Below are 14,194 nucleotides of genomic sequence, written 5' to 3'. Positions count from 1 at the left end.
AGTCCGTTTTAACGGACTTTAGCTATAAGAAAAGGAACTTTAGTTCTGGGCGGTTTATGCCTAGAATGAAATAGCCCTGAAGTGAAACGTATGACCCTTGGAGATTTTGCTTGTATACAAAAACTCCACTTTCTAAAAGTTAGTGGAGTAGTTAATGTTAGACTATTAAACATTACTAAAATTGCTTGCTATTTGCAGTGTACAAGCTAAATTAGTCTAAAGCTTTCTTCAGTTCATCCTTAATATTTTCTACAGTGTGAGTAGCTTGGGCTTGAGCTTGCTTTGCTTGACCTTCAGCTTTATCTTGTGGATTGCCAGTTAATTCACCAACAACCTCTTGAATTTTCCCTTCAATATTTTTTGCAGTAGCTTCTACTCTTTTTTCGGCAGTCATGGTTTTTATTTCCACCTTAAGGTTAATTAAGCTATTAACTAGATTAGCAGTAATGCATTGTTTTTACTTCTATCAATCGAGAGAATAATTTGGTAAATTAAAAGCAATGCCTACGGTAGTCACTGAGCTATGTTGAAGGGTCGAAGTCCGGGCTTTGCCTACGCGCTTCAAATAAAGCCATCATATCTCGTAACTGAGGATTGGCACGGGAAGCGCCCGTCAACCCTTTGGCAATGATTAAGCCACAGTAGCCCTTAGTATTTTTACACCGCTGATTCCATTTTTTCCGAGCTTCTATATGAATAGGATCTTTATCTAAAAATTTACCGAATATGAATAATTCGCCATTTTGAGTTTGTAATAAACCTAGATCGTAGCGATCGCCATCAAGGGAGTCAGCATCTGGATTAAAGCAAATTGTTCTCAGTCCACCTGCGGCTTCAATCCTTTCAATTACAGCCTTAGCCTTCGGCCGGGAAGTTTGAATTAAGATCACCGGCAAACCGTCACCCACTTGTTTGATTTCACCAGCCTTATGGTAGTTGACCCCTTTCCGAAAGTACTCCAACATTTTCCAGGACACTACACCTAAGCTGAGGAAGGAGTTTTCCGGTATCAAGTCATCTTGTAATGATTGTAACTTTGAGGAGCTAAGGTTTTCAATCTCTTGATCACCAACACCAAAGCCTGCCATTTCCTCTAATTCTGTTGCCAACTGCGGCATGGTAGAGACTGTCACAGCCACAGATTTAGCTGATTCTTCCGACTGCGGCAAAGAAATCCGATAGCGACGGTTAAAGGTAGGGAAAATATCCTCATGAAGTTGGCGACGGTGATCGCGAATAAAACGGCTCAGGCTTTCGATCGCAACGAAGATTATAAGTGCTTCTTCGTCATACAAAACAGACCGTAGTCCTTCTAAGGGATGAATATTACCGAAACTTGGGTCAATTTCTGATAACGGCAGATCCGCCAAATCACCTTCATTCTCATCTTCATCGGTTTCGTCAGCTCTCTCAAAAGTGAGAAACAGGCAATCTTGCTTGAGGAACGCTTCTTCTAGATGCTGCGTTGATTCTCCACCTCTTAAAACTGTGGCGCGAAACAGTTTTAAGGACTCTTCGGAGCGATAAAACAAAATGCCATACTCCATTCCCAGCATTCCCATAACTGAGGCGTAGAGTGTGCCAACATCCCACTTATTAATCTCGATTGAGAAAATTTGCTGTTCTTCTAAAAATTCCCAAGGTGCTGTTTGCCAAATTACAAATGCTTTCTCTCGCAAAATTTGGGCATACTGTGGCGGTAAGTCGGGGGTTTGACTATCGAGGAGATCGGCAAATCCCCGAAATAGTTCGTCAATTAAAGGCAGTTCTGGTGCATAGTTAATCGCAATATCCAAATCTTGCAGTATCCCCCGCAGGTAAAATTGGATCTCGCGGTCTTTGACTACAATTCTTTGGGGTCTGGCAGGTCTTGCCGGACTCTGGGGATGCTCCATTGCTTGCATTAAGGTGCGAACTATTGCTTCTGGCCCAATGTCTGAAGCTACTACGTCCATGCCTCGAACAACACCTTGGGAGTAATCTACCCAAAGAATGCATTCTCCCTTTACCTCTGAGTCTGAGTGTTGGTTTGGTGATGACAACGGACGGCGATCGCCCTCCCATACAGAAGGAATTTGAGTTAATTTCTGCAACCGACGACTGGTAGAGCGATTAAAACTTGTCATAGAGTAAGTTAATCAAAAGAAGCAATTTGGAAGTAAACTTTGGGAGCATAGCTAGCCTGGGATTAAGTTTTTATGGCTGCACTGCTTCTCAGGCTGCCGCAAGGCTGGAATCTCGATACAATTCTTCTTTTTAAACTGGATTTTATACCCAGAAGTATGGTTCGTGAGTAGTTTGGCAAGTGTTACAGTAAAACCTGTCGAACTGCTCACTCTAAAACTTGCCGAAGGAAAGTTTTGATTCATAATTCTTTCCTCCTGCACTTCAGCATACTTTGACTGCGCTCAGTACAAAAAGCTCAGTGACCACCCTCTGCCTTCTCTGATAAACACATTGAGTCTCTCAATTCTAGAATAAAAATCTTTGGCTGCTTTTTACCGAGTGTTTACAATTTGGCATCCAGTGTTATCTAAGCCGCTAGAATGAATATAAAAACACCAATGGCAACCCAGAGGCAATAACAAGCCTACACAGGGTAACGTTTATACTAATTAAGGAGTTGAAAAAGTAGATGACACAAGCAATTCAGACTCAAGAACGCGGTATTTTGTTGAGCGAAGCAGCATTGCACCAGGTCAAATCCCTGCGGGACAGGCAAGGAACAGACTTCTGCTTACGAGTAGGAGTCCGTCAAGGTGGCTGTTCTGGGATGTCTTACATGATGGACTTTGAAGACACCAGCAAGATCACTGCTCATGATGAAGTTTTTGACTATGATGGCTTCAAAATTGTCAGCGATCGCAAGAGTTTATTATATCTCTACGGCTTAATGCTCGATTATAGCGATGCTATGATTGGCGGTGGCTTTCAGTTTACTAACCCCAATGCTAACCAAACTTGCGGTTGCGGCAAGTCCTTTGGGGTGTAATATAGTCCTTTGTCATTTGTCCTTTGTCCTTTGCAAATGACCAATACTTCTCTACGAGAGGCTGCGCCTTAAGCGAAGCTATGCCGCAGGCTTTACGGCAAAGCTCAGTACAAGTGACTAATGACCAATGACTAATGACCAATGACCAATGACTAATACAGTTGAATCCCTGTTTGATACAGGTTTAGAAGGCTATAAAGCCGGAGAATCAGTAGATTCTTTAATCCCTGTGTTTAAAGAAGTTTGCGATCGCGCTCCTAAAACTAGTGCAGCTTGGATTTGTTTAGCGTGGTTATATCTACTCGATAACAAACCCAATCTGGCTTACAAAGCGGCACAGAAGGCAGTCAAGTTAAATCCACAAGACCCACAGGCTAGAGTAAATCTCGCTTTAGCAATGCTGGAAACGGGTCAAAAAGGTTTGCGGGAACACATTGACATTGCACAACAGTTAATGTTTCTTAATGAAGAATGGAGTGACGAAATAAAAAATAGTATTGAAGATGGTTTAACTAGAAAACCAGATTGGCAGAGTTTGACAAAAGTCAGAAATTGGCTGTTTGAAGAATGAGGAGTTAGAAGTGAGAGTTAAATTTAAGCTTGTAATTCTCACTTCTAACTTACCCATCGCTTAGTTACTAATCTTAAAACTTTGTGCGATTAGATGAAAGATAAATTGTTAAATTGGCTAAACATGGTTTTAGTCGCAGATGTTTTTTTAGTTTTGTTTGGCTTTGGTTGGTTAGCGATCGCGGCGATCGGTGAGGCGGCAGGAGTAAACCTGGGTTTGGATTTGTGGCATCAACTGTGGCAACCCTTGTTTAACCCAGCAATTGGCATCCTCATGGGCGGTGCCATTCTCAGCGGTATTATCAGTTGGGTTTCCAGAAAATTTCTCTCTAGTCAATAGCGCAGCCGGAGAGCAATCATCAACCCCAAATTTTGTGTTGACGTTGTATACACAATGTTCTATATTAGATATTAAGCATTGCTGATTGAAGAAGAATTCAGAAGTCAGAATTCAGGAGTCAGAATCAATCAGTGGGGGATTCAGACCCGCCACTGATTGAAGACCACTAAATCGAACGCAAGAGCGTCTCTGAAAGAGAAGATTTAGTGGGGGTCTTAAACCCCTTGATTCATCCGCTTTTTCGTTCAAAATTCTTATCTGTTTTCTGGCTCCTGACTCCTGAATTCTGTTTTGATAAAGCTTGAAACTTAATTCAGCAACGCTAAATGAGATACACAAATGGAAGATACCCAATGCTTGCCCGTTCTAAAATGGATAACCTTGCCCGTAACCAAGTAATTAATATTAGAGTTCAAGAACAACAACGGGATTTAATTGATAATGCCGCTTCGATTCTTGGTAAGAACCGTTCTGACTTTATGTTAGAGGTAGCCTGTCGAGAAGCTGAAAAAGTCATTTGTGACAAAACTTTCTTCGCGTTAAACGAGGAAAAATATCAAAATTTCCTTGCTATGTTGGACTCACCACCTAAAGCGAATGAAGAAATTCGTAAATTATTAACGACTAAATCGCCTTGGGATTAATGATAGAACAAACAAAAACTATTAATGCTCCTCAGCGACTTACTCATGAGCATGATGTATTAGAGTTTAAATCTAAATCAGAAGCTTTGAATAACTGGCTGAAGGAGAAAGCTTTGAGAAATGAGGGGGATACGGCTAGAACTTTTGTGGTAACTGTTGAAAATCAAGTAATAGGCTATTACTGTTTAGCAACCGCATCTGTAACTCATTTAGTAGCTGTTAGCAAAGCTAAACGGAACGCACCAGAGCCTATACCGTGTATGCTTATTGGTAGACTAGCAGTCGATACCAAATGGGAAGGACAGGGTATAGGGTCTGGCTTATTAAAAGATGCTATTATTCGTATTTTATCAGTATCCCAAATAGCAGGTGTTAGATGTATTTTGGTTCACGCTAAAGATGAAGAAGCCAAAAGATTTTATTTAAAACGTGGGTTTCAACCATCACCAATAGAACCATTAACACTAATGATGACTTTAAAAGATATTCGAGCAAGCATTGTAGATTAAAATGAAAACCCTTCCCACCCATTCCCCCAACACCCTCAAATTAGACCCCGTAGCACCTCACGTAGCACGGGGTTTTGCTTTTGGGGTTGGGTGCGATCGCTCTTGAGTGGGCTAATCTGAAAAAGTCTTTTATAATAAAAATTCTACTTCTAAAGAAATGAAGTAAGATAGATAGTTGTAAAGGTATTACACGATTAGTTAAACCACCTGAACACGTAGCAGGTATTGAAAAATGCAACAGTGTGGAAACAATTTTAAGCATTTGTCAAGAATTGAAGAACGAAATCTCGCTTCTATTGCAGAAAATCAAAAAATGAGAGAAATTGCTTATAGCATGGATTTGCTATTGCCAGGTTTATACGTGTGGTTAATGGGTTTTAGTCTCCGTATTGGTGGAAGTGTACCTGACGATAAGCCTTACAAATATCCTGGTACAATCAACAGTTCAAAGGGCATTGCTTTAGTGTTACCAAGGTATAAGATTTTCACAACTTACCTGGGTAGCTATGACCCTGAACAAACACCCAATACAGGGAATAACTAGTTTTAGTCGTGACATTTTAGACTCAAACAAGTTTGAAAAAATAATGATTAATGCTGGATATTCAATGTCCGGTAGCGCTCCAGCACAAGGTAATAGATTGAAAGTTTGGTGGATTCACTCTGATTACGAAAGGGTTGAATCCATATACAGTGCAAATAAAAAGTTAGTGATAACTGCATATCATGTGGGTTAACTATGCAGACTCCTAAACAACTCTAGAATCGTCTACAAGAGGCGACTACCTATAAAACCGAGGATACCACCCTAGAACGTTTAACACGCATTCTAGGGTTTTTTAGTACGTGCTAACCCCGCCCTCGCCACAAACCGCATAATCCCATCATTCCCTACAGCGATCGCAGTGGGGAATTGTCATTTTTTTGGTTATCTGAGTACAAATTCGCTAGGTTGTATCAGGTTTAGAGTTTTTAGCTGAGTAAAAGTTTCAGTCACCCACAACATATACAGAGTAAACGTTTCAGCCGATTGAATCTGAAAAACTTCCATTTACCATTTTGAAGCAATAGAGTAGTGGTTTTAACAATGTGCTGTGGAGTTTTTCGATTTGTAGGGAGGCGGTGCGATCGCGCTTGCAGATAAAATTAAGAATAGTAACAAACTACTCTTCTTAATTTTGGGCTGAAATCATTTCCCTTACTCCCCACTCTCTTTTAACTTGTAAGAATTTGTGCTAATGCTGATTGCAAATTAGGATATTTGTACTCAAAGCCTGTTTCCAGAGTGCGCTTTGGCATGACCTGCTGACCTTCTAAAACTACTATAGCCCCGTCTCCTAAAAGAGCTTCGATCGCAAAAGCTGGAACGGGCAACCAAGAAGGGCGATTCATCACTTGCCCTAAAGTTTGGCTTAAATCTGCCATGCGAACTGCTTTAGGCGCAGTAGCATTATATACACCATCTATTTCCGGTTTAGTTAAAGCTTGCACTATCAAGTTAACTAAATCGTCTACATGAATCCAAGAGAACCACTGCCGACCACTACCAATGGGTCCACCGGCGAAGAGTTGGAAAGGCAGAATCATTTTATTTAAGGCACCACCATTGCCCAGAACAACGCCCAAACGCAGAATTACCAGCCGCACATCAGCATCTTTTACCTTTCTAGCTTCTGCTTCCCAGGCTTGACAGACTTGGGCGAGAAAATCGTTACCAGATAGACTTGTTTCATCAAAGGTAGCTGTTTCACTGGTGCCGTAGTAACCAATAGCTGAAGCGTTAACTAACACAGTTGGCTTTGGGTTAGCCTTAGCTATTGCTTCAACTATTTTTTGTGTACCTAGCTTCCGGCTATTGAGGATTTCTTGCTTGCGTTCTGGTGTCCAACGTCCCTCACCAATGGGTTCCCCTGCCAGATTAATTACAGCATCACAAAGTGCGATCGCACTTTGCCAAGAACCGGATACAGTTGGTGTATAAGCAACAATTTCTAGATTGGGGAAAGCCTGAGATGGAAAAACCTTTTGAGCAAAGGCGGTGTTCCGAGTTAACACAAGTATTCTATGATTTTCCCTGTGTAGTCGTTGTACCAAACGACTACCGACAAATCCTGTTGCCCCAGTAATTGCTACTTTCATTTTTGATCTCCGCCAAACCTTTATTGTAAATTTTTTTATCAAACTTTCAGATTACGACATTTTCCTTATAGATAGGAGAGATGTGATTGTATATCTTGTACTGCTTGCTCTCAAAACTCAAAAACTTTGTTTTTTTAATGATTTTCCGTTTATATACTTCAGTATTATAGGATGGACGGAGTGTTGTAAGGCGGTGGGGCTATTATGGCTCGCTATACCTGTTCATTTATTGTTTCTGTTGCTAGTGACCATCTTCAGGCGTTACTTGTAGAACTTCTACAGGATTGTCAATTGGATATTCAATACCACACGGCCGATTACATAATTGCTCGTGAGGTTCCGGGTCATGTTTCTTTTCCCAAATTAATCACCGTGGAAGTACTGCTTGATAAATCAAAATCTACCGAAACAGAAACCCGAATGAGTATTGTGATTAAAAATGAAGAACTACCACTTCAACTAGATAACTATTGCCGACAAATGTTTGAATTCATCAAACAGGCAATTGAAAGTAGCCGCCATTGGCATTTGATTGAAAGTCTTGCCGGATAGCTTTGGTACTTGTGTTGGATGCTCCCACGGCTTCAAACCGTGGGATTCTCAGATTATTGATGGGCTTCTTACCTTAATAGTTGTAATTCAGTCTGTTACATCCTCTAAATCCTCGGCCATACCAGGGTTTATTAGTGTAATGTCGTACTCACTCGAATCCGTTTGGGACAAACGCTGAGTATTTCTTAAAAGGTAATAAATCGCACGTACTTGAGGACCGAAAACGATCTCGTCTTCATTTTTTAGATCGTGAGCTGGGATCTTGCGTCCATTAATCATCAAACCGTTGGAACTAGGCTTCCCTTTGGCATCGCCATCGACAATTCGGTAATAGTAGCTATGACTATTATGCCCTCGTGGCAATCTGACTAATGTGGCATGACGGCGAGAGACAAACTGCGACATCAAACGGATATTACATTCGCGATCTCTACCAATAGAGTAGACGGGATGCTCTAGAGAAAATTCTTTGCGACCTTGATCGTCTTCAAGAATCAGTAGATGGTTTTCATTGGTTTCTGCTGCCATTGACAAATCGTTGCTAAAATCGGTTGAACTGTGATTAATCAAGATTTGTTTAGTATCGTATCTTGCCATTTTCGCGCAGCATAGGCTGTGATGCTGATCTAAATAAGCGTTAAAGTTGCATAATACCTTGAAAGAGTAGAACATGGCCGTTCTACTCCAGTAGCTATGGTAGGCTTGGTAAATATCTCAACAGGCTTTATGATCTGTGTAAAACCTAAAAACCATTTTACGGGTGATGAGCTAACCGCCGTAATAATATTGAGTTTGTAACAACGCTAACAGAGCTAAAAGCCATTAAGGCGGCAGCACCAGAAGGGTTAAGAACAAAACCCAAACTAGGGAACAAAACACCTGCTGCTAAAGGAATACCAACTGTATTATATGCAAAAGCCCAGAACAAATTCTGGCGGATTTTATTGAAAGTGGCGCGACTCAGCTGAATAGATTCGACGACATCGTTTAAGCGATCGCGCATCAGAACAATTTCAGCAGTTTCCATCGCCACATCTGTCCCGGAGTGTAAAGCAATTCCTACATCCGCTTGGGATAAAGCGGGAGCATCGTTGATTCCATCTCCTACCATTGCGACTATCGAGTGGGGAGTTTTCTTTGTCCCCTTGTCTCCTTGTCCCCTTGTCCCTTCTAACTGTAGAGACTCTATTGCCGCCGCCTTTTTCGCTGGGGGAACACCTGCTATTACATCAGCGCTATCTAATCCTAGTTGTTTGGCGATCGCGCTAGCTGCTTCTTTGCGATCGCCACTAAGCAGCATTACCCGTAAGCCCATCTGACGCAATTTGTCTACAGTGGATCGGGCATCTGGTCTGAGGGTATCAGAAACAGCAATTAGCCCAGCTAAAGTTCCCCCAACTGCAACGCAAACGACTGTTTTACCATCTATTGCGAAATCCTCTGCTACCTGTTGTGCAGTTTCACTAATGGCAATGCCGTGCCAATTCAACCAGTCCCAGTTACCCAACAGTACAACTGTACCCTCTACCACAGCAGACACCCCTAGTCCTGGTTCCGTGTGAAAATCCACAGCCTCTGGAATAGATAACTGTTGCCGCTGTGCTTCTTGCTGAATCGCTTTTGCTAAAGGGTGGTGAGTACCACTTTCTACGGCTGCTGCTAGTTGGATTAAGGAGTAGGGAAGCACGCTGCCCATTTCTGAAATTAACAGGCAATCTGTGACAATGGGATTACCTGTGGTCAGAGTGCCGGTTTTATCAAAAACTACGGTATCTAGTTGATGTACTTTTTCTAAAACGTCGCCGCCTTTGATTAACAGACCCCGTTCTGCGCCCATAGCAGTCCCGACAAGAATGGCTGTTGGTGTAGCAAGTCCCAAAGCACAGGGACAGGCGACTACCATAACTGCGATCGCTAGTTTTAAGCTGATTAATAAGGGGGAGTGGTGGGCTTCATGTGTAGCGTGGCCGATCATTTCCATACCACCAGACATGGTGATATCAGTCCAGATATGAGTGCCGAAAAAGTACCAAAAGACAAATGTTAATACAGATGCTGTCAGCACACCGTAGGTAAAGTAACCAGCGACTGTATCTGCTAATTTCTGTACCGGGGCTTTCCGAGTTTGGGCGGCTTCTACTAAAGCGACAATTTGAGCGAGAGTTGTATCACTTCCAATTCGGGTTGCCTGAATAGCGATCGCCCCTGACAGATTTAGCGTCCCTCCTGTTACAATATCTCCCGGTTGCTTGATTACTGGCACGGCTTCCCCAGTCAGCATTGACTCATTCACCGTTGTTTGACCAGCCATCACTTCACCATCGACAGGGATTTTATCACCTGGCAGTACTTGTAACCATTCACCAACACGCACCTGTTCAGCAGGAATTTCTACACTAGAAGACCCTATTCCTCCTTTCTCCGGGTTGGCAATCAATCGTGCTAAGAGGGGCTGTAGTGCTAGCAATTGCCTAAATGCGGCAGCGGCGCGACCTCTAGCTTGTTGCTCTAATGTCCTTCCCAAAAGAATAAAGCCCAGCATCATTACTGGTTCGTCAAAAAAGCACTCCCAACCCATTTTGGGAAAAAGCAGCGCTATTAAACTAGCAATGTAGGCTGTCAGCGTTCCTAATCCCACTAGGGTATTCATGTTAGGCGCATTTCGCCGCCAGCCCAGCCAGCCATCTACTAAAATCGGCCGACCAGGAATTAATAGTGCTACTGTTGCTAGTCCACAGTGGAACCAGATGTTATTTAACACTGGCAGTACTGAGCTACCAAGATTACCAAAATGTCCACTTCCCGACAATACTAGCAACACCGCAGCGATCGCTAACTGCCTGAGTGAAGAGTGCATTTCTCGGCGTTGTCGTTCTGCTGGGTGTGATGTAGATGTCTCACCTACTACTGTGCCACTAGCCTTTCGGGATTGAGTCGGGAATCCCACGGCTGTTAAGCGCTCTGCTAGTGCATCTGCATCTACCACACCAGTTTCTGACTCTACAACTGCTACCTCTGTGGCCAGGTTTACACAGGCGCTCTTGACTCCTGGATGTTGGGTTAGCTGTCGCTCTACTGCGTTCACACACCCAGCACACTTCATGCCCCCAACATCTAGAATAATTTTTTCTAAGATTGGGGCAAGTTCTGGGGCTAGCTGAGTTTTTGGGACAAGTTGCATGGCAAGTGTTTAGATTCGCTACAGAAATTCAACGCCTGACTAAGAGCGTCTCTAATTTGAGCGTAGACGAAATATCGGACTACGACCGAATGTCAACTATATTAAAATTATTAATTTTTCATAATTAGCTAAGTGTTAATGTTGGTTCCAACGTCGGTAAGTTACATAAATAATAGCTCCAACCTGCATTGGCATGATCACAATTAGGCTTTTTAAGAAATAGTTGATTTCCAAATGAGACATAACGCTGAAATACCCTAAGCCCAACGAGAGGAACATCACCCAGGTAAGGTGTTTAGGTTTAAGAATGAGCATATAAATAGAAATAAATAAATGCTTTATATGTAGTTGCTGAAGAGAAATAAGTCTATCAATCTATCCTCTTCCCAGGATTTTGTATTAGTCCACGGAGATGGAATTTGCTTGTGTAGTAGCGAATTATATTCTTTTAATACTTAAAACCAACCCTGTTTATTCACAAAGTAGGTGTTTACAAATCCTTCAGGGGACTTATTCAAGTAGATCATGCCTTCAATTAAACCTACAAGTTGCATAATTAATAAGGCAATGCCGTAGGTGAAAGAACCCCCGACTATAGAAATTACTAACATGATAAAGGCTTCTGGGGCGTATCCTAGAATAAACTTATGAACCCCAAATCCTCCCAGGATAATGCCACAGTAACCGGCTAGAAGTTGTTTGGTAGGATGACTGGGGTTGAGATTGGTCATACGAGTCCTGTTCCTTGATAAGTGAGGTATAAAAATAAAGTCTTTATTGTAATGAAAGCAAGTAAATGTATTTGCTTAATAATAAGTAAGCCCCAAGACGGATAAGCAAAATCAGCGTGCTTCTCTTTCAGAAGGGACGCGAAAATGTCTTGCGGCATAGCCTAAAAATCTGGCGTTCCTTAACGAATTTTGGTGGATTTGACGATCGCAAACCCTGGTGCGGCAGTTTTACAGATTTTTAGGTAAGCCATTTATCTTCAGAAGAATGAGCCTCAATAATCAGCAAAAACTGCTACATACACCACTTTTTACAAGTCCATCAGTATTATTTCCGGATTGTTTTGCAATCGCTGACAGCAGGCGTGAAACGCCATCGCACCAATGACAAAACCAGTTGTCTGGCTAGGGGGAATTTAGAAGCGCATAACTAATAAATTGTCCTTACATACCGAGATGAAAGCATATATTTCTTTTTTAAGCCACAGTAGTAAATTAGTATTAATTACTACCTAAAGTGAATAAACTTAATAATGTGCCACTATTCCAAAGGCTATGGAGGAGCATCGGAGCGAAGAGGTTGCGCGATCGCGTGTAAACTACCCCCAAAACAATGCCTAACGAGGTCAGCGGCAGAATTTCCGACAAGCTGAGGTGAGCGATCGCAAACAACAAACTACTGACAAGAATCGATCCCCACACGGGTAAGTAACGAGTTAGAGAGGGTAACAAAAAGCCGCGAAATAGAATTTCTTCAAAAAATGGCGCTGCGATCGCTGCTGTGAAGAAAAATATACCAAGTGCTACACCATCTTGGCTTTCTAGGGCTAATTGCAACAGAGGGTTACTACCACCCTGTCCTTGCCATAGCTGTTGATTAATCAAAGATACTATCACAACTATAGGTAAAGCCGTGCAGTAGCCCCCCAGTCCCCATAAAAACCAGTTATCTTGAAAACGAAAGCGAAACCAAAATTCTGGTAGTGGAAAAAAGGGCTTGAGGGAGAAATACAACACTAACAGCGCACCCAATGCTACCAGTGAGTAACTAACCAAGACAGAAAACGCCTGAAGTCGCACATCAGCAACGGGACGCGGGATGGGTAGCAGCGATAGCACCAAGGGCACAAAAATTTGCCCCATGAAGAAAAAGCCGACGACAAAAACCTGCAAAATCGTTTCACCATCCCAAGGTGTTGACCAAGGGACATCAGCATTTTGAGCTAGTAACGAGGTTTTTCCTTTCAACAAGCGTTGAGCAAATAAGAAAATCAGCAGTATTAGACCAATTAATGCTGCCAAGGTGGGAATAGTGGCAATAACTGCTAATTTAATCACCGCTTGAGCAGCAGATTCTTGTTGTGCAGTTTTAACTGCTGATAAAGCGTCTTGTCGTTGCTGGAGTTGGTATAGCTTAACCAAAGCAGTAGAGCGAAACCAACCTTCTAAATTCTTTTGAATCGGTTGTTGGGCATTTGGGAGCAGACGGGAAGGATTGCTCCACAGTCCACTCAATACGGCGGCGGTTTGCCCAAATTCTGGATTAGTATCTGAGCGTTGTTGTAATTCGCTCCAAGTCTTGAGGGCTGTATCCGTCTGCCCTTGCTGTGCTTGTAAAACTCCCAGCCGCAGGTCTAATTCAGCCAGTAATTTTTGGAGTTGCTTAACAGACTGTTGTAACTGTTGCTGTCCCTGTCGAGAGGTTTTAGTAGTGGGAGGAACGTCCGGTAAAGGTTTCGGAGGTGTAGGAGTTATTTCAGGTTGAGAGCGTAATTGTGCAAGTTTGGTATTAACTTTGTCCAAATTAGCTTGAACTGATTGACGCGCCTCTTGATATTGCTTTGTAGCGCCCTCCAAGGGTTGCTCACCAAGTATTGCATTGCGAATCGCCTGGAAATTATCATCACTGCTATCTTCTGATTGCCAAGCTTGGGCTTGTAGAGCAATATTGGTTTGGTATAGTTCTAGGCGACTTTGGAACTGAGGTTCTTGCCAACTGCTGAATAAAGCCGAAACTGCCAACAGAACTGCTATAGGCGTCAGTATAAAAATTAAAATCAACCGCTTGAGTGTCATCTATCCCTCTTTTGCTAACCAGTGGGGAGCGCGTCCCCCTTGGGAATTATCGCAAGAAAAAGTCAGAGATGCATAGATATCATCAATTAAAATGCAATTGCTGGTATAAATGCAAGAATGTAATAAATTACTATATATAGCAATCCGATTTGATTTCTGAAATTATTTGCGTAGGCTAGGAGTGGGAAGTAGGGAAGAAGTCCCTTTAAGTTGTACTGAGTTTGTTCAAAAATCAAATATGAGTCCTATAGAATATCCGGTAGCATTTACAAGCTATCCGGTAAGCGTAAAGCTCAGTCACAAAGCCTGCTGAGATCCAAGCGACATTTCGACAAGCTCAATGACCGCTCCTGCGGTAATAAAGCGCATTCAGAATTAATTAATTTTTGATCTAGGGCATGGTAAAATATGACTGTCACACAGGTAGAATAACCGCGAGCATCGAATGGATAACCAACCCCAA

General features: G+C 42.3%; 15 protein-coding genes. 8 read left to right on the top strand and 7 right to left on the bottom strand.

Annotated elements, in window-relative coordinates; genetic code table 11:
- Positions 1 to 211 precede the first annotated feature (211 nt).
- Positions 212 to 394: a CsbD family protein gene (locus ACEW80_RS25840; protein ID WP_373529341.1), complete on the bottom strand. Its 183-nt coding sequence runs from the start codon at positions 392 to 394 to the stop codon at positions 212 to 214.
- A 127-nt stretch (positions 395 to 521) separates the two neighbouring features.
- Positions 522 to 2,126: a hypothetical protein gene (locus ACEW80_RS25835; protein ID WP_373529340.1), complete on the bottom strand. Its 1,605-nt coding sequence runs from the start codon at positions 2,124 to 2,126 to the stop codon at positions 522 to 524.
- 509 nt (positions 2,127 to 2,635) lie between these two features.
- On the opposite strand from ACEW80_RS25835, the gene ACEW80_RS25830 reads away from it, so the two are divergent.
- The 6 genes from ACEW80_RS25830 to ACEW80_RS25805 all read left to right on the top strand — a co-directional run bounded on the left by ACEW80_RS25830 (position 2,636) and on the right by ACEW80_RS25805 (position 5,599).
- Entirely contained in the window at positions 2,636 to 2,992 is a 357-nt protein-coding gene (locus ACEW80_RS25830; RefSeq protein ID WP_373529339.1) for an iron-sulfur cluster assembly accessory protein, read from the top strand.
- Between the two features lie 148 nt (positions 2,993 to 3,140).
- Positions 3,141 to 3,563, top strand: a complete 423-nt coding sequence (locus ACEW80_RS25825; protein ID WP_373529338.1) for a tetratricopeptide repeat protein — start codon at positions 3,141 to 3,143, stop codon at positions 3,561 to 3,563.
- A gap of 93 nt (positions 3,564 to 3,656) precedes the next feature.
- A complete protein-coding gene (locus ACEW80_RS25820) occupies positions 3,657 to 3,902 on the top strand; it encodes a hypothetical protein (RefSeq protein WP_373529337.1) in 246 nt (81 codons plus the stop codon).
- A 353-nt stretch (positions 3,903 to 4,255) separates the two neighbouring features.
- Positions 4,256 to 4,546 carry a DUF1778 domain-containing protein gene (locus ACEW80_RS25815; protein ID WP_373529336.1) on the top strand — a complete coding sequence of 97 codons (291 nt, stop codon included), beginning with the start codon at positions 4,256 to 4,258 and terminating at the stop codon, positions 4,544 to 4,546.
- Positions 4,546 to 5,055, top strand: a complete 510-nt coding sequence (locus ACEW80_RS25810; protein WP_373529335.1) for a GNAT family N-acetyltransferase — start codon at positions 4,546 to 4,548, stop codon at positions 5,053 to 5,055. Before ACEW80_RS25815 ends, ACEW80_RS25810 begins: the two co-directional genes overlap by 1 nt.
- Positions 5,056 to 5,287: 232 nt before the next feature.
- A complete protein-coding gene (locus ACEW80_RS25805; protein WP_373529334.1) occupies positions 5,288 to 5,599 on the top strand; it encodes a hypothetical protein in 312 nt (103 codons plus the stop codon).
- A 671-nt stretch (positions 5,600 to 6,270) separates the two neighbouring features.
- Here ACEW80_RS25805 and ACEW80_RS25800 read toward each other — a convergent pair.
- On the bottom strand, positions 6,271 to 7,194 hold the full coding sequence (locus tag ACEW80_RS25800) for a TIGR01777 family oxidoreductase (protein ID WP_373529333.1): 924 nt from the start codon (positions 7,192 to 7,194) through the stop codon (positions 6,271 to 6,273).
- A 204-nt stretch (positions 7,195 to 7,398) separates the two neighbouring features.
- Between ACEW80_RS25800 and ACEW80_RS25795 the strand changes: the two genes are divergently transcribed.
- A complete protein-coding gene (locus ACEW80_RS25795) occupies positions 7,399 to 7,746 on the top strand; it encodes a hypothetical protein (protein ID WP_373529332.1) in 348 nt (115 codons plus the stop codon).
- A gap of 87 nt (positions 7,747 to 7,833) precedes the next feature.
- Here ACEW80_RS25795 and ACEW80_RS25790 read toward each other — a convergent pair whose 3' ends face one another.
- From ACEW80_RS25790 to ACEW80_RS25780, 3 genes are all read right to left on the bottom strand, one after another.
- Complete coding sequence (locus ACEW80_RS25790; protein ID WP_373529331.1) at positions 7,834 to 8,343, bottom strand: FHA domain-containing protein; 510 nt, start codon at positions 8,341 to 8,343, stop codon at positions 7,834 to 7,836.
- A gap of 157 nt (positions 8,344 to 8,500) precedes the next feature.
- Positions 8,501 to 10,927 carry a heavy metal translocating P-type ATPase gene (locus ACEW80_RS25785; protein ID WP_373529330.1) on the bottom strand — a complete coding sequence of 809 codons (2,427 nt, stop codon included), beginning with the start codon at positions 10,925 to 10,927 and terminating at the stop codon, positions 8,501 to 8,503.
- 455 nt (positions 10,928 to 11,382) lie between these two features.
- Positions 11,383 to 11,658, bottom strand: coding sequence for a TM2 domain-containing protein (locus ACEW80_RS25780; RefSeq protein ID WP_373529329.1), 276 nt, complete (start codon positions 11,656 to 11,658; stop codon positions 11,383 to 11,385).
- A gap of 116 nt (positions 11,659 to 11,774) precedes the next feature.
- On the opposite strand from ACEW80_RS25780, the gene ACEW80_RS25775 reads away from it, so the two are divergent.
- Complete coding sequence (locus tag ACEW80_RS25775) at positions 11,775 to 11,900, top strand: hypothetical protein (protein ID WP_373529328.1); 126 nt, start codon at positions 11,775 to 11,777, stop codon at positions 11,898 to 11,900.
- A gap of 256 nt (positions 11,901 to 12,156) precedes the next feature.
- On the opposite strand, the gene ACEW80_RS25770 is transcribed toward ACEW80_RS25775, so the two are convergent.
- Positions 12,157 to 13,731, bottom strand: coding sequence for a lysostaphin resistance A-like protein (locus ACEW80_RS25770; RefSeq protein WP_373529327.1), 1,575 nt, complete (start codon positions 13,729 to 13,731; stop codon positions 12,157 to 12,159).
- Between the last annotated feature and the right edge of the window lie 463 nt (positions 13,732 to 14,194).

This window comes from Nostoc sp. (genome assembly GCF_041747015.1).
Classification (GTDB): Bacteria; Cyanobacteriota; Cyanobacteriia; order Cyanobacteriales; family Nostocaceae; genus Nostoc.
This window is presented reverse-complemented; position numbering and strand designations above follow the sequence as displayed.